14 protein-coding genes are annotated in these 13,905 nt (G+C 67.9%); 9 read left to right on the top strand and 5 right to left on the bottom strand.

What is annotated here, in order from left to right; translation table 11 throughout:
* Nucleotides 1-398: 398 nt before the first annotated feature.
* Complete coding sequence (locus QHF84_RS42940; RefSeq protein ID WP_281319384.1) at nt 399-1,160, bottom strand: glucose 1-dehydrogenase; 762 nt, start codon at nt 1,158-1,160, stop codon at nt 399-401.
* 124 nt (nt 1,161-1,284) lie between these two features.
* On the opposite strand from QHF84_RS42940, the gene QHF84_RS42935 reads away from it, so the two are divergent.
* On the top strand, nt 1,285-2,544 hold the full coding sequence (locus tag QHF84_RS42935) for a serine/threonine-protein kinase (RefSeq protein ID WP_281319383.1): 1,260 nt from the start codon (nt 1,285-1,287) through the stop codon (nt 2,542-2,544).
* Between the two features lie 71 nt (nt 2,545-2,615).
* On the opposite strand, the gene QHF84_RS42930 is transcribed toward QHF84_RS42935, so the two are convergent.
* Together QHF84_RS42930 and QHF84_RS42925 are read right to left on the bottom strand one after the other, a co-directional pair.
* Nucleotides 2,616-2,981, bottom strand: a complete 366-nt coding sequence (locus tag QHF84_RS42930) for a hypothetical protein (RefSeq protein WP_281319382.1) — start codon at nt 2,979-2,981, stop codon at nt 2,616-2,618.
* A 390-nt stretch (nt 2,982-3,371) separates the two neighbouring features.
* The gene (locus QHF84_RS42925; RefSeq protein ID WP_281319381.1) at nt 3,372-5,864 is read right to left on the bottom strand and encodes a hypothetical protein; all 2,493 of its coding nucleotides are present in this window, start codon (nt 5,862-5,864) and stop codon (nt 3,372-3,374) included.
* Between the two features lie 183 nt (nt 5,865-6,047).
* Between QHF84_RS42925 and QHF84_RS42920 the strand changes: the two genes are divergently transcribed.
* The gene (locus QHF84_RS42920) at nt 6,048-6,824 is read left to right on the top strand and encodes a crotonase/enoyl-CoA hydratase family protein (RefSeq protein ID WP_281319380.1); all 777 of its coding nucleotides are present in this window, start codon (nt 6,048-6,050) and stop codon (nt 6,822-6,824) included.
* Between the two features lie 7 nt (nt 6,825-6,831).
* Here QHF84_RS42920 and QHF84_RS42915 read toward each other — a convergent pair whose 3' ends face one another.
* Nucleotides 6,832-7,569 carry a hypothetical protein gene (locus QHF84_RS42915; RefSeq protein ID WP_281319379.1) on the bottom strand — a complete coding sequence of 246 codons (738 nt, stop codon included), beginning with the start codon at nt 7,567-7,569 and terminating at the stop codon, nt 6,832-6,834.
* 111 nt (nt 7,570-7,680) lie between these two features.
* Between QHF84_RS42915 and QHF84_RS42910 the strand changes: the two genes are divergently transcribed.
* The 7 genes from QHF84_RS42910 to QHF84_RS42880 all read left to right on the top strand — a co-directional run bounded on the left by QHF84_RS42910 (nt 7,681) and on the right by QHF84_RS42880 (nt 13,130).
* Complete coding sequence (locus QHF84_RS42910; RefSeq protein ID WP_281319378.1) at nt 7,681-8,283, top strand: glutathione S-transferase family protein; 603 nt, start codon at nt 7,681-7,683, stop codon at nt 8,281-8,283.
* 851 nt (nt 8,284-9,134) lie between these two features.
* Nucleotides 9,135-9,458, top strand: coding sequence for a hypothetical protein (locus QHF84_RS42905; protein ID WP_281319377.1), 324 nt, complete (start codon nt 9,135-9,137; stop codon nt 9,456-9,458).
* A gap of 9 nt (nt 9,459-9,467) precedes the next feature.
* A complete protein-coding gene (locus tag QHF84_RS42900) occupies nt 9,468-9,638 on the top strand; it encodes a hypothetical protein (RefSeq protein WP_281319376.1) in 171 nt (56 codons plus the stop codon).
* A gap of 42 nt (nt 9,639-9,680) precedes the next feature.
* Nucleotides 9,681-10,679, top strand: coding sequence for an NAD(P)-dependent oxidoreductase (locus tag QHF84_RS42895; protein ID WP_281319375.1), 999 nt, complete (start codon nt 9,681-9,683; stop codon nt 10,677-10,679).
* Nucleotides 10,680-10,683: 4 nt separating this feature from the next.
* Nucleotides 10,684-11,991: a hydroxyacid-oxoacid transhydrogenase gene (locus QHF84_RS42890; RefSeq protein WP_281319374.1), complete on the top strand. Its 1,308-nt coding sequence runs from the start codon at nt 10,684-10,686 to the stop codon at nt 11,989-11,991.
* Between the two features lie 29 nt (nt 11,992-12,020).
* Nucleotides 12,021-12,521: a cupin domain-containing protein gene (locus QHF84_RS42885; RefSeq protein WP_281319373.1), complete on the top strand. Its 501-nt coding sequence runs from the start codon at nt 12,021-12,023 to the stop codon at nt 12,519-12,521.
* Between the two features lie 135 nt (nt 12,522-12,656).
* Nucleotides 12,657-13,130 carry a hypothetical protein gene (locus tag QHF84_RS42880; RefSeq protein WP_281319372.1) on the top strand — a complete coding sequence of 158 codons (474 nt, stop codon included), beginning with the start codon at nt 12,657-12,659 and terminating at the stop codon, nt 13,128-13,130.
* Nucleotides 13,131-13,493: 363 nt separating this feature from the next.
* On the opposite strand, the gene QHF84_RS42875 is transcribed toward QHF84_RS42880, so the two are convergent.
* Nucleotides 13,494-13,778: a hypothetical protein gene (locus tag QHF84_RS42875; protein ID WP_281319371.1), complete on the bottom strand. Its 285-nt coding sequence runs from the start codon at nt 13,776-13,778 to the stop codon at nt 13,494-13,496.
* Between the last annotated feature and the right edge of the window lie 127 nt (nt 13,779-13,905).

The raw sequence follows: 13,905 nt of genomic DNA, 5'->3' as shown, positions 1-13,905 counted from the left end.
GTTGTCCACCCCTGGACCCGGACCAGCGCAAGCGCTGGACTCGGGGTCGATGAACTGCGCGATGCGCAGTTCATCGAACAGCCGGTGGCAAGACCGGCGACGGGCTGGCCCGCCAAGACAGCAGCGCTGACGGTTCAAGCTTGAAACAGGCCCCCGCGGTCTTGCCACCGGCCTGCTGGAAAAACTGCGCACCGCGCAGTTTTTCCACCTGAGGTCCAGGGCGTGCCCAGCAAAGGGGGGCGGACAGCTAAAAACGAGGTTTCCCCGCGACGACTGCGCTCTGCGCAGTCGTCGCCCAGAGGTCCAGGGCTTGCCCTGGTTCGGGTCGAGGGGCGAACAGCCCCCGCGGGGCCCGGGGCAGCGCCCCGGCGAAGCGCTCCCCGATGAGCCCCCCTCAGTCAGATGGCGAGCATCCCGCCGTCGACCAGGAGCTCCGTACCTGTCACGAACTTCGCGTCGTCTGACGCCAGGTATGCGACTGCTGCCGCCACGTCTTCGGGCTCGCCGAGCCTCCCCAGCGGGATCGGCTTCGCCAGGTTTGCCTTCGACTGCGCTGGATCCTTGGACTTCTCCACCATCGCGTCGACCATCGGCGTATCGATGAAGGCTGGGTGCACCGAGTTTACCCGGATCCCGTAACCTTTCCGCGCGCAATGCACCGCCACCGACTTCGTGAACGTGCGCACGCCGCCCTTGCTCGAGCAATAGGCTGCGAGGTTCGGCGCGCCGATGATGCCTGCCACGCTCGACAGGTTCACGATCGCCCCGCCTCCGCGCTCCTTCATCAGCCGGATTGCGTGCTTGCAGCCGAGGAACGTGCCCTCCGTGTTCACCGCGTGCACGAACCGCCATTGCTCGAGCGTCGTCGATTCCACGTCGCCCACGACGCCCACGCCCGCGTTGTTCACGAGCACGTCGAGCCGACCGTGCTTCGCGACGACCGCGTCGAGCACCGCGATCCACTCTGCCTCCTGCGTCACGTCGAGTGCGGCGAACTCGGCCCGCGCCCCGAGCTCCGCGGCGAGTGCTTCGCCTCGGTCCTGCGCCACGTCCGTGATCACCACGACCGCGCCTTCTGCGTGCAGCCGCCGCGCGGCCGCCGCCCCGAGCCCCGACGCGGCCCCCGTGACGACCGCTACCTTTCCCTCGAATCGCTGCATGGCTCGGAGGAGAGCGGAGCCGCCTCCTCCGTGTCAAGCTCGCTGCAAGAAAGGCGGTACCCGGCCTGGACAGACGAACGACGTTTCGATCGTGTCCCCACGGGTACTCTTGGCGGTGCTCCCCATGACCATGTTCGAAACGATGAACGCGGAGACCATGCTCGCGCCTGGGGATGGATTTGCCCAGGCCAAGACCGCGGTTGCGCTCGGAAGACCCCTCTCCTCGCTGCCGCCGCCCTCGTCGGCCCTACGAACCACCGTGCTCCCGCGCGTCGAGGATGACGGCGCCGAGGTCCGGCTCGTCGCCGAGTCCAAGTCGCGGTACGAGCCGATCAAGACCCTCGGCGCGGGCGGCATGGGGGAGGTCGTGCTCGTGCACGATCAGGACATCGCCCGCAAGGTCGCGGTCAAACGCCTGCTGCCCGAGGCGAGTGATCCGGTGATGCTCGCTCGCTTCGTGGACGAGATCCGCACCGTCGGCCGCCTCGAGCACCCGAACATCGTGCCCATCCACGACGTCGGCGTCGACGAGCTCGGCCGTTACTTCTTCGTGATGAAATACGTCGAGGGCGAGACGCTCGAGACCATCATCCGCAGGCTCGCGGACGGCGATCCCGACTACCACCGCAAGTACACCTTCGAGCGCCGCGTCGAGATCTTCGTGGACGTCCTTTCGGCGCTCGCGTACGCCCACGCGAACGGCGTCGTGCACCGGGACGTCAAGCCGGGGAACGTGATGGTCGGACGTTACGGCGAGGTCGTGCTGATGGACTGGGGCATCGCCAAGCCCGTCGCGGCCGAGCGGGATCTCGCGCGGGGCGCGGACGCGACGCTGGGCGAGGAGACCGACCGCGGCCGCATGTTCATGACGCACGTCGGCTCGCTCGTCGGCACCCCCGCGTACATGTCGCCCGAACAGGCGCGCGGCGAGGTGGACAAGCTCGATACGCGGAGCGACCTCTACAGCGCATGCGTGCTCTTCCACGAGCTCGTCACGTTGCGCCACTACCTCGCGGATCGGCAGACGCTCGGCGACATCCTGACGGGCGTCATGGAGCACGAGCCCAGCGTTCGGGACGTGAAGCGGAGCTGCCACCACACGCAGGAAGGGCTCCCGCCCGAGCTCGTGCACTTCGCCGTTGATGGGCTCGCGAAGGACCCGGAGAAGCGATACGCCTCTGCGGGGCAGATGATCGAGCTCTTGCGGCAGGCCCTCGAAGGTCGGATCCACGTGGCCTGCACCGGCACCCTGGCGAAGCGGTTCCTGCGCGAGGCCGCGCGCGGTGTCGACCGGCACCCCCGCCTCATGTTCTGGGGCCTCGTGGGGACGTTCCTCGCCGTGATCTTCTCCGCCGTGACCCTCGTCCGAATGATCGTGGCCTAGCGTACGGCGGTGGCACGTGTGCCGGGCACGTGCTGGCACACGTGCCAGGCGGACGGCACGCGGGGGGCCGGTCAGGCGGCGATGAGCCGCGAGCGCAGGGCCTTGGCGAGCTTGCGACCGTCCTCGGGGACGGGCTCGAACCGCAGGGTGCGCTCGCTCGTGTGTTCGTTCGGACGCACCGAGAGCCGGTGCCCCCGCGCCAGGCCCACGTGCAGGCCGGGGAACCGCGCGTGGAGCTCCTTGGCGAGCTCCAGCCGGTCGCCGGTCGGCAGGGCCAGCACGACGAGCGCGCAATCGAAGTGGCCTGGGCCGTCGAGGGCTACGAATGCCTCGCGGCGGGTGCCGACCTGCACCACCTCGAGCCCCTCCGCTCGCAAGCCGCGGGCGATGATCTCCGTCCGGTCGTGATCGTCGTCGATGAGCAGGACACGCGCCATGAGTCCGCACCTCTCGTGGTAGCGCCGACCTGATTGCAATCGTCATGCCGCCGCTCGACCCTCACCCAGGCGCAACGCGACCTACGCCTCTGGGTTCGCATGGTGGGCTGGCTGAGGAGTCTAGACCTCGACCTGCGGCCTACGCGCCGCAACCCACCGAGTCACGGGCGGCGGGGGCGGATGGCGCGGGCGCGCGAGCCTGGGCTCCACGGCACCGTCCGACGAACGAGCGAAAAGTCCTTGGAGATCGGGCACCTCTGCGAAAGGACCTCAGGCTGATTCTCGGAAGGCGCTCGGAGGGCCGTCCTTGCAGGGTTTGCATGAAGGGTGGCGTGCACGTGGCGGAACGACGTGCGAACCCCGGCGCGGGTGCGGGCGAGAGCTTGCGCGTCAGGGCGAAGGCTTTGCGCTCTCGGGGACGATCGACGGCAGCGCCTCTTTCAAGAGCTCGAAGGAGCGCTTGCGGTAGGCGTGGTAGGTCGGGATTTCCCATTCGCTCCAGGTGTACGAGACCACCCCGGCTGCGGGGATGACCCACGAAGCGTCGGCCTTCAGGGCGCGCGGCAGCGAATCCGTCACCTGCCCTTCCGCCTCCTCGGCGCCGCCGAGCGTCGCCACCATGATCCCGAACGCGGGGGTCTTCGTGGTGGTCAGCTCGACCTCCCTGGTCTTCGGACCGGGCACGTGATCATCGACCACGAGGCGCTGCGAGGGGTCCGTCACGTTGAGCAGGGTCCACGGGATCCGGACCTCGAGCGTCCCGTCCTCGATCGAATACCAGAAATTGTTCGTCGAGCGCACCGCCTCGGGGCCGGTCCGGAAGCGGCCCGTGTCCTGCCAGACGATCGGCGCGATCATCTCGCCCTGGTACCAGAACGAGTTGTTCGTGATGGTGCGGACCGGGTTGAACAGGCCGTCGTCGTTGGGGGCCGTACGATAGAGCTGCCAGTACTCCCGTTTTCTGTGCCAGATGCCGAAAAGATCGTAAGGCTGGTCGACGAGCAACGCGACGTCCTGTTCCGACTCGATACGAAGGAGGAATTCGATGCGCCGCTCGGTGCGGAGCGAACACTCGGGATCGAGGCACGCGTCGCCGGCCTCGGGCAGGTAGGTATCGAGGCCGACCACGTAATCCACGTGATCCCAGTCGACCTTTCCATTGCCGTCCGGATCGAGCGACGCGACCCGGATCAGGAGGTGCAGGAACCCCTCGTCGGAGTCCACCTTGATCTCGCGGAGGGTGCGCATGGGATCGTACACGTCGCCCTGCGGCGCGAGGGGCGGACCCTCTTGCCAGGCGTTCGGCTCGACCAGAAAATCGTCCCCTTTCCCGTCGAGCACGTGCGCGAGCCCCTCCGGGCCGGGGCGCATCGCGATGAAGCCGAAGTTTTGCTCCGGGCTCATCGGGTTGTACCAGACCCGCCGCCGCTCCGCGGGCAGCTCCACGCGATCGACCACCCAGGCCCGCTTGAACCATTCGTCGATGAGCTCGAACAGGAACGCGCCGTTCATCCCGGCGGTCCGGATCGTCCGGAGCGACCGCGAAACGGCGTCGGCTTGCTCTTTCTCGTCGAGATCGCCGTGGTGCAGCCCTGATTTGGCGTAATGCCCGGATCCCTGGCTCGAAGGGTGCCCGATCTCGCCGATGATCAACGTGCGGCCGGCGTAGAGCTCCCGCAGGTGGTCGAGGTAGCCGAGGTACGAGTTCGGCCCCATGTCGTCCTCGACCTGGTAATCCGGCTCGTAGAGGATGAACTCGGGATAATACGGGTAGGCGTGATAGGAGAAGAAGAGCCCGGGGCCAAAGCCCGGGGTGACCTCGATCTTCAGGAGATCGAGCTGCTCGATGTCGTCGACGGACTCCGGATACTCGTATTCGACCACATGGTCGATCGGATCGAGCGTGGGCCAGTTCGAGAACCCGATGGGGTGCTTCACGTCGTACCGCTCTTCCTCGTAGACCGTGAGGTAATCGAGGTGCTCGGTCACGAACGCCTCCATCGGCGTCGCGTTCTCGATGGAAAACCACGTGCCGGAGAACGAGACCTCGCAGGGCAGCTCGTGGCAGTGATCCTTGTAGTATTTTTGCTGCGTGCTCATGATGGTGAGCGGCTCGACCTCGCGGCCGACCAGCCAGCCGAGGAGCCACGGAGATACGTCGGCCGTGTACTTGCCGAACGCGCGGCCGTAGTTCATCGGGTTCTCCGGCGTGCCGTAGGGGATCTCGCGGTTGCCGTGGACGACGTCGACGACCTTCTCGATCTCGTCGCGGAACCAGATGCGGATCGATTCGTCGAGGTAATCCGGGACGCCCGTGAACTCGGGATCCTCTTCCGGCTCCTTGAGCCACGCCCCTTGCAAGAGGTAGAGCGGGTGCTCCGGGTGCTCGGTGTTGTGGCGCAAAAGCTCCTCGTAAAAGAGCGGGGATTGCACGGTGTAGATGCGCACCGAGTTGGCCCCGAGCTCCGCGATCGTCTCGATCCACTCGGCGATCTGCTCGCGCGTGGCCACGAATTCGCCCGGGGACGTGCCCGGAATCGCGTGGCTGTAATTGACCCCGATCGGCCAGAACGGCTCGAAATGGTCGCCCTCCACGCGGATCTCGAATCCGTCCTCGCCCGCGCGGAATTTATACCCTCGATCCTCGTCGGGCCCCTCCCCTCCGCTGCCCGCCGTGCCTCCTCCGCTGCCTGCCGTGCCTCCTCCGCTGCCCGCCGTGCCTCCTCCGCCGCCCGACGCCGCGCCGCCCGACACCACGCCGCTCGTGATTCCTCCATCGGGAGCCCCGCAGGCCGCCGTCGCGAGTGCGACGAACGAAATGAGGGGGCCCGCGAGGACGCGAAGGACGGACGCCGTGCGGAAACGATGGGTGCTCCATTCCATGACCATCAACATAGCAATGTAAGGATTGAAATCCCGGGACAGCCCGATCCTGGAAACGAAATCATTTCAATGTTTCGTCACGACATACGCGGCCGCCCGGAGCGATCCGGACGAGCGGGCCTGGCGTCGGGTCGGGCCCGATTCCAGGCGCCGGCGAGGGGCCGAGCGTGGTAACGTCCGCCCATGGCACGCGTCACGGTGGAGCGTCTCGGTCATGTCGTCCGCATCGGCCTGAACAGACCGGAGAAGCGCAACGCATTCGATCTCGCCATGCTCGACGAGCTCGCGCAGGCGTACACGGCCTACGAGGAGGACGAGGGGCTCCGATGTGGCCTCCTCTTCGCCCACGGAGGCCATTTCACGGGCGGTCTCGACCTCGCGGAGGTCGGGCCCGCAGTCGCGTCGGGCCGCGCGCTCTACCCGAAGGGGAGCGTGGACCCACTCGCGATCGGCCCGCGGCGCCTCACGAAGCCGATGGTCGTCGCGGTGCAAGGATATTGCTTCACGATCGGCATCGAGCTCGCGCTCGCCGCCGACATCCGCGTCGCGGCCGAGGACACGCGCTTCTCACAGCTCGAAGTGCAGCGCGGCATCTTCCCGTTCGGCGGCGCCACGCTCCGGTTCCCGGCGCTCGCAGGCCACGGCAATGCCATGCGCTGGCTGCTCACGGGCGACGTGTTCGATGCGAAGGAGGCGTATCGGATCGGGCTCGTGCAGGAGGTCGTCCCCGCAGCCGATCTGCTGGATCGCGCCACGTGGATCAGCGAGCGGGTCGCCGCGCAGGCGCCGATCGCGGTCCGCGCCACGCTCGCGTCGGCGCGCGCGGCGATGACCGAAGGCCCCGAGGTGGAAGCCGCGCGCCTCGAAGAACGAGCCCGCGCCCTCATGGGCACGGAGGATGCCGCCGAAGGCATGCGCTCGTTCGTCGAGAGGCGCGCCGGCCGCTTCCAGGGGCGCTAGGCGTCCGTCAATCGTAACGAGCGAGGATGAAGTAACGCGCATCCGGGACGCCGAGCTCGCCCGCGCGTTCCGCGTGCGCGGCGTCGCCGAGATCGACCTCTTCGCTCTCCGGGCTCTCGTACTGCACGTACGCAACCTTCAGGCCCCACACGCCCTCTTCGTGCGGCATCTGCTCCATGTCCACGCCGCGCATGTACTCGCCGGGCCCTTCGCCGTCCTTGGTCCCGAGCATGCCGAATGCGAGCGTCGCGGCCGTCAGAGGTCCTACGCACGTGAAGTACATCGACACGGACGCCTCGTCCCATTCTTCACGCTCGCGCCCTTCGAGCTTCTCGCCGACCGCCGCCCACACCTCGTCCGGCACCGCCTTCGCCCGCTCGAGCGCGTGCAGCGCGACGTCACGCAGGATCGTATCCGGCCCGTACGTCCCGCCGCGCCCGCCTTCGAAGCCGACGTGCACCTCCGCGTAGGCCGTATCGTCCGGCGCAGGCCCCGTATCCGTGAGATCGCCCGACGCCACGACCGTCAACGCATGCCCCGACTTCGCAGCAACCGCCTCGACATGCTTCGCAAACTCGCCGAGCTGCCTGCGCGTCATGCCACCCGTCGAGAAGCGCTTGCCCGCGACGAGCACGCCCTCCGTATCCTCGTCGAAGCTCACCTCATGGGGGCTCGGCTCATCGTCGCCCTCCTCCTCGTCCCCACGGTCCTCGTCCTCGAAATCGTCCGTATCCTCGTCGCTCATGCGGCGCACGGTAGAGGAGTTCGTACGGATTCGCACGGAGAAAACGGCGGCCGGCGCACCCATCCGGGCGCCTCTTCACCGCCTCGCGCCTTCCTGATAGAAGGTCGGGCCATGTCCACTTCCTACGAACTGCTCTACTTCCCGCTCCGTGGCCGCGCCGAGCCCATCCGGCTCATGTTTGCCACGGCGAACGTCGATTTCACCAACACGCCCGTCACGAACTGGCCCGAGCTCAAGCCGAAGACGCCCCTCGGCCAGGTCCCCGTGCTCATCGAGCGCAGCGAATCCGGCGAGCGCCAGCTCCCGCAGAGCATGGCCATCGTCCGCCACCTCGCCCGCGTCTTCAACCTCGACGGCAAGGACGAGGTCGAGAAGACGAACACCGACGTCGCCGCCGAGACCATCAATGATTGGCGTACCAAGTTCGCGCCCGTGCAGTTCGCCGCGTTCATGCACACCGAGCAAGCCGTGATCGACAAGTACTGGGCCGACCTGCCCGGCACGCTGCGCACGCTCGAAGGCCTGCTCGGGAGCTGTACCTGGTTCGGCGGCGGCGAGTCGCCGACATACGCGGACGTGCTCGCGTTCGACGCGCTCGACAACCACGTGGGCATGAAGCCCGAGAGCCTCGCAGACTTCCCCCGGCTCCGCGCCCTCCACGACCGCTTCCGCGCGCTCCCGAGCGTGGCCGCGTACCTCGCAAAGCGCGGCTGAGAGGGTGTCCACAGCGTGCCGTCGGGGTTTCACCCCGAACCCCGACGAGGGGCTGTCCGCCCCTCGACCCGGACCAGGGCCAGCCCTGGACCTCTGATGCATCGACCGCGATGCGGTCGATGCACAGGCGTCTGTGGAACTGGGCTGAACCCTCCAGGAGGGTAGGCGAACGCAAGGCATTGCGGCGCGCAAGCCCTCCCCAGGGTCGACGGCCGCTCCACGTTGCGTTTCCCCACCCTCGGATGGGCCCGAACGTCGCTTCGCGTTGCGCTTGCCGACCCTCGGATGGGCTCGAAGGCCCTCTCCACGTTGCGCTTGCCGACCCCCCGATAGGCTCGAACGCCGCTCCGTGTTGCGCTTGCCGACCCCCCGATAGGCTCGAACGCCGCTCCGCGTTGCGCTTGCCCACCCACGGACAGGCGACGACGCCGCTTCGCGCTGCGTCCCGACACCCCATGAGAGGCCCTTCGACGCAGCGCCGAGCGATGCTCCACCCCCTCGAAGGCCCAGGCGACGCTCGATCGAGCGTCGTCCCCCCCTTTCGCGGTAGGGGTGGTGTTCGATGCATCCCGCCGCCGGCCCCCCTCCTCACTGGGCCGGCTCCGCGCGCTCGTGCCCTTCTCGGGGGCTACGCCGCGCCCATTGCACCAGCGTCTTTGCACGCCGGATGTCGGCTCGGGCCATCCCCGAATCGCATGAGCCGACGACCGATGGACAAGCAACTCCTGCGGCTGCGCATGTGGCTCCGGTGCCACGTGGCATGGATGTTGTGTATGCCAAGGATGTCCGAAGCGATGTGGACGTACTGCGCATCGAGCTGCAAAGGGAGTCGAGTCGACAAAGGGGGCATCATGAAACGAACGATCTGGTTGACCTTCCTGGGCTGTGCAGCCCTGTTCGTATTGAATGGCCGTGTCGCCGGTGCCGACACGCCGTCGGCACCGCCGGCAGCGCCGGGGAGCGTGGCAGAGGCGTCTTCCGAGCTGCACGCCGCCTGGACGTACTGCGCCGACGAGGACGGGTGGTGCTCGTTCACGGGAACCCGTAAAGTGGCTTATGGAGCGCGTGGCGTTTTTGCTCATATATCGGCGACCGACGGCGTCACCTGCAACAACGCAACGTTCGGTGATCCGCTCGTTGGTGTGCGCAAGGGATGCTGGCTTTGGAGCGACTGAGGCCGTGAGATGCCTGTGATCGGCGGCGACACGTCGTCGGTCACAGGCCGCCTCGCGTCGAGGCCGCTCACCGATCGGATCCCGATGGGTGCGCCGCCCAGCATGCTCGTGGCGCGTTGCCACACGCCGCAGACTTGCGCGGACGCCTTTCGGATCCTGCAGACGCTCGCGCCCCTCTGATCGGATCTTGCCGCCCCGCGCCAGTTGAGGCAAAGCGGCGACGTGGAAGAGCTCGGAATTTCAACCGGAAAGGTCCTCCTCACGGGCGCGAGCGGCTTCATCGGCGGCCGCTTGCAAAGCGCGCTCGTCGATCGAGGCGTGGACGTCGTCTCGCTGCGGCGACGTGGCTCGCCGCCCGCGAAGCGGGGGCGCTCGGTCGAGGTCGAGTACGACGATCGCGCGGGCCTCGAGCGCTTGATCGCCGAGGAGAAGCCCGACTACGTGCTGCACGTCGCGGGCGCGACGAAGGGCGTCGAGTACGCCGATTTCCAGAGGGCGAACGTGATGCCCACGGAAAACCTGCTCGAAGCGCTGCGCAAGAAGCACCCCGAGGTGCGCCGCTTCGTGCTCGTCAGCTCCCTCGCGAGCTTCGGCCCTTCGAGCGCCACGCGCCCCCACGTCGAGACGGATACGCCGCGCCCCATCGAGTTCTACGGCCAGAGCAAGCTCGAAGCCGAGCGTATCGTCGAGCGCGCCGGCGACGTGATCCCCTGGACCGTCCTGCGCCCCGGCGGCGTGTACGGCCCGGGCGACGTCGACTACTTCAACCTCTTCCGCGAGGTCGAGCGCGGCCGGAACGTCTTCTTCGGCAACAAGAAGCGCTGGTTCTCCGGCATCTACGTCGACGACCTCGTCACGGCGACGCTCGTCTCCGCGACACACGACGGCGCGAAGGGCCGCGCGTTTTTCGTGTGCGACAACGACCCCGTGACCTGGGAGCGCTTCCAGGGGGCGATCGTCGAGGCGAGCGGCCAGCGCGTGCTCACCGTGGATCTGCCGGAGATGCTCGTCGACGTGGCCGCGTTCGGCGGCGAGATCGCGACGCGCTTCGACAAGAAGCCGCGCCTCTTCAACCGGCAAAAGGCGAAGATGGGCGCGCAGGAGGCGTGGACGTGCAAGAGCGACGCGCTCCGCGAGGCCACGGGCTGGCGCTCGAAGGTGCGGCTCGCGGAAGGCGTGCGCCTCGCCCTCGAATGGTATCGCCGCGAGAAGTGGGTCTAGGGCAATGGGATATTGCCTCGGCTATGCGCTGATCGAGGGGGGCGACGCGGCGTTCTCGATGGACGCCTCGGCCGTCACGTTCGGCCCGGGCGCGCTCGCGGAGGTCGGCGAGGAGGCCGCGGCGCTCGGGCTGCGGCGCGTCGCGCTCTTCACGGATACGCGGCTCGCGCGGCTCCTGCCCGTGGAGGAGGCGCGCCGCTCGCTCGGGCGCGCGGGCATCGATGTCGTCGTTTACGACGAAGTGCACATCGAGCCGACGGAGCGTTCGTTCGCCGAGGCCGCGCGGTTCGCCGCGGAAGGCAGGTTCGATGGGTACGTGTCGGTCGGCGGCGGATCGGTCATCGATACGTGCAAGGCCGCGTTGCTTTACGCGACCTACCCGGCCGACTTTTATGCGTACGTGAACCGCCCGATCGGCGAGGGCCGCGAGGTGCCGGGTCCCCTGCCCCCGCACGTTGCTTGCCCGACGACGACGGGCACGGGCGCCGAATGCACGGGCATCGCGGTCTTCGACGATACGAGCCGCAAGGCGAAGACGGGCATTGCCTCCCGAAGACTCCGCCCGACCCGGGCGATCGTCGACCCCACGGCCACGCGGACGATGCCGAAGAGCGTGGTGGCGGCGAGCGGGTTCGACGTGGTGACACACGCGCTCGAATCGTTCACGGCGCGGCCCTATTCGACGCGGCCGCGGGCGCCGGAGGCGAGCAAGCGCCCGATGAGCCAGGGAGCGAACCCGTGGAGCGACATGGGCTGCAAGAGCGCGCTCGAGCTCGCGGGGCGTTATCTGCTCCGCGCAGTCGAAGATGCGGACGACGAGGAGGCGCGTGAGGGAATGGCGTGGGCGGCGACGCTCGCGGGCATCGCGTTCGGCAATGCGGGCGTGCATTTGCCGCACGCGATGTCGTACGCAGTCTCGGGCTTGTGCCGCTCGTTCACGATGCCGGGGTATCCCGAGGGCGAGCCGCTCGTGCCGCACGGGGTGTCGGTCGTGGTGAATGCGCCTTCGGTGTTCCGGGCGCTCGCCCAAACGAACCCAGCGCGGCATCTGGAGGCCGCGGCGCGGCTCGGCGCGGACGTGCGCGGCGCCGCGACGGAGGACGCGGGCGAGGTGCTGGCGACGCACCTCAGCGGAATGATGCGCGCAGCGGGCATCCCGAATGGGCTCTCCGAGGTGGGATACGGGGAAGCCGACGTGGAGGCGCTCGCCGCCGGGACGATCGTGCAGGCGCGCCTCGTCTCGAATGCGCCGTGTGTCATCGACGAAGAGGGGCTGCGGGGGCTCTTCCGCGGGGCTTTTGCTTATTGGTGAGGCCGGGGCGTGCTAGCCTCGGCGCTCCCATGAGCGACAAAGCCACTGATCTCAGGCAACGCCTGATCCGCAACTTCAACACGGCGAACCTCGAACGTTTCCAGCGCGCGCCGCTGTACGACACCCTGGCCGCCACCCTCGGCCCGGGCACGGCGGCGAAAAAGCTCGGCGCCTCGATCGACATCATGCCCCCGGGCGCCCGGAGCTGTCCCTACCATTACCATTACGTGCAGGAGGAGATGTTCATCGTCCTCGAAGGCGAAGGCACGCTGCGCGTAGCCGGCGAGCATTTGCCCATCACGGCCGGCGACGTGATCTTCATCCCGCCGGGCCCCGAGTACCCGCACCAGATCCTCAATACCTCGAACGCGCCCCTCAAATACCTGTCCATCAGCACGATGGAGTACCCCGAGATCTGCGAGTACCCCGATTCGGGCAAGTACCTCGCGAAGGCCGAAGCAAAGCCCGGGGCCTTCCGCGTGGTGCAGCGCAAGGAGACGTCGGTCGATTACTGGGACGGAGAGCCCTGAAACGGCGAGCCCCCGAGCGCACCAGCGCCGACCTCGTGACGTACCGGCACGTCAAGTTTCCTGTTCCCTTGCTCGCAGGGTTTTGCTAGAGGCGCCGCGTCACGCCACGAAGCAGGGAAAGGAACCGCTACCCCCATGAAGAGCTCGATCCGTACCGTCGCATCCATGTTCGTCGTCGCCGCCGCCCTCGCGGGGTGTGGCAAAGGTGAAGAGGCCCTCGTCCGCGTGCAGGTGCCCGAGGCGAAGTGCGAGGTCGCCATCCCGGGGAACATGCAGATCTCGGACGCGTCGGCAGGGGGATTCTGGGTCGTCCCGAAGGGCAAGAGCAAGATCGACGGGATGCTCGTCGCCGTCACGCCCGTCGGGCCGATGGGCGACCTCGCGCCCCCTGATGCGCAAGACGTCAAGGTCGAAAAGGACCAGAAAAACCCCGACGGCTCCGCCGCGCGCGAGGGCTCGTACAAGACCGCCGTCCAGACGTTCTACGTGGCGGAGTACGCCTACCCGATCGGCAAGGACTGGCTGCACTGCAACATCAAGGCGGCGAAGGTCGAGCGGCGAGACGAGGCCGCCAAGATCTGCCGCGTGCTCGCGCCGAAGGCGCTGTAGTTGAAGCGTCGCGCCGGGGCGCTGCCCCGGACCCCGCGGGGGCTATTCGCCCCTCGACCCGAACCAGCGCAAGCGCTGGACCATTTGGGGAAAAACTGCGCGATGCGCAGTTTTTCCCACAGGCCGGTGGCAAGACCGTGAAGGTCGTCGCACGCAGCGAATCGTTGCCGGCTGAAACGTCAGCGCCGCTGTTTTGGTTGGCAGGGTCGTCGCTGGTCTTGACTCGGCCTGTTCGATGAACTGCGCGTTGCGCAGTTCATCGACCCCGGGTCCAGCGCTTGCGCTGGTCCGGGTGCAGGGGCGGACAGCCCCTGCTGGGGCCTGGGGCAACGCCCCAGCGAAACGCCTCCCAGATGCGCTCTCCTACTGCGGGAACGAGCCGGAGCAGGACTCCAGGGCGGAGCGCTGCACACCGCAAACCTGTCGCCACGAGCAGACTGCGCCGGCGACGCAATCGATGTACTCCTCGAATGCGTCTTCACAGCCGCGAGCCTCCGCGTCCGACTGGAGCTTCTTGCCGTCGGTGAGGCAATCGTTCGGGTCGACCTCGCTGCATTCGCCGAGGTCCTCGCAGACGCCGTCGACCGTGTTCTGACAGCCCAGGCTCAGCATTGCGAGGCCGAGCGCCACGAAAAGAACGCGATTCAATTCGCACCTCCCATCTTCGCGCCGCCGCTGCCGCCCGCGCCGCCGATTCCGCCGGCGCCGCCGCTGCCGCCCGCGCCGCCGATTCCGCCGGCGCCTCCGCTGCCGCCGGCACCGCCGCTGCCGCCTT

This window comes from Polyangium sp. y55x31 (genome assembly GCF_029946505.1).
GTDB lineage: Bacteria > Myxococcota_A > Polyangia > Polyangiales > Polyangiaceae > Polyangium.
Note: the sequence above shows the minus strand (reverse complement) of the source record. Positions and strands in the feature narration are given on the sequence as shown.

Excerpts from the sequence above, each read along its gene's own strand:
- QHF84_RS42940 (WP_281319384.1), bottom strand. The coding sequence starts at position 1,160 with ATGCAGCGATTCGAGGGAAAGGTAGCGGTCGTCACGGGGGCCGCGTCG.
- QHF84_RS42935 (WP_281319383.1), top strand. The coding sequence starts at position 1,285 with ATGACCATGTTCGAAACGATGAACGCGGAGACCATGCTCGCGCCTGGG.
- QHF84_RS42930 (WP_281319382.1), bottom strand. The coding sequence starts at position 2,981 with ATGGCGCGTGTCCTGCTCATCGACGACGATCACGACCGGACGGAGATC.
- QHF84_RS42925 (WP_281319381.1), bottom strand. The coding sequence starts at position 5,864 with ATGGAATGGAGCACCCATCGTTTCCGCACGGCGTCCGTCCTTCGCGTC.
- QHF84_RS42920 (WP_281319380.1), top strand. The coding sequence starts at position 6,048 with ATGGCACGCGTCACGGTGGAGCGTCTCGGTCATGTCGTCCGCATCGGC.
- QHF84_RS42915 (WP_281319379.1), bottom strand. The coding sequence starts at position 7,569 with ATGAGCGACGAGGATACGGACGATTTCGAGGACGAGGACCGTGGGGAC.
- QHF84_RS42910 (WP_281319378.1), top strand. The coding sequence starts at position 7,681 with ATGTCCACTTCCTACGAACTGCTCTACTTCCCGCTCCGTGGCCGCGCC.
- QHF84_RS42905 (WP_281319377.1), top strand. The coding sequence starts at position 9,135 with ATGAAACGAACGATCTGGTTGACCTTCCTGGGCTGTGCAGCCCTGTTC.
- QHF84_RS42900 (WP_281319376.1), top strand. The coding sequence starts at position 9,468 with ATGCCTGTGATCGGCGGCGACACGTCGTCGGTCACAGGCCGCCTCGCG.
- QHF84_RS42890 (WP_281319374.1), top strand. The coding sequence starts at position 10,684 with ATGGGATATTGCCTCGGCTATGCGCTGATCGAGGGGGGCGACGCGGCG.
- QHF84_RS42885 (WP_281319373.1), top strand. The coding sequence starts at position 12,021 with ATGAGCGACAAAGCCACTGATCTCAGGCAACGCCTGATCCGCAACTTC.
- QHF84_RS42880 (WP_281319372.1), top strand. The coding sequence starts at position 12,657 with ATGAAGAGCTCGATCCGTACCGTCGCATCCATGTTCGTCGTCGCCGCC.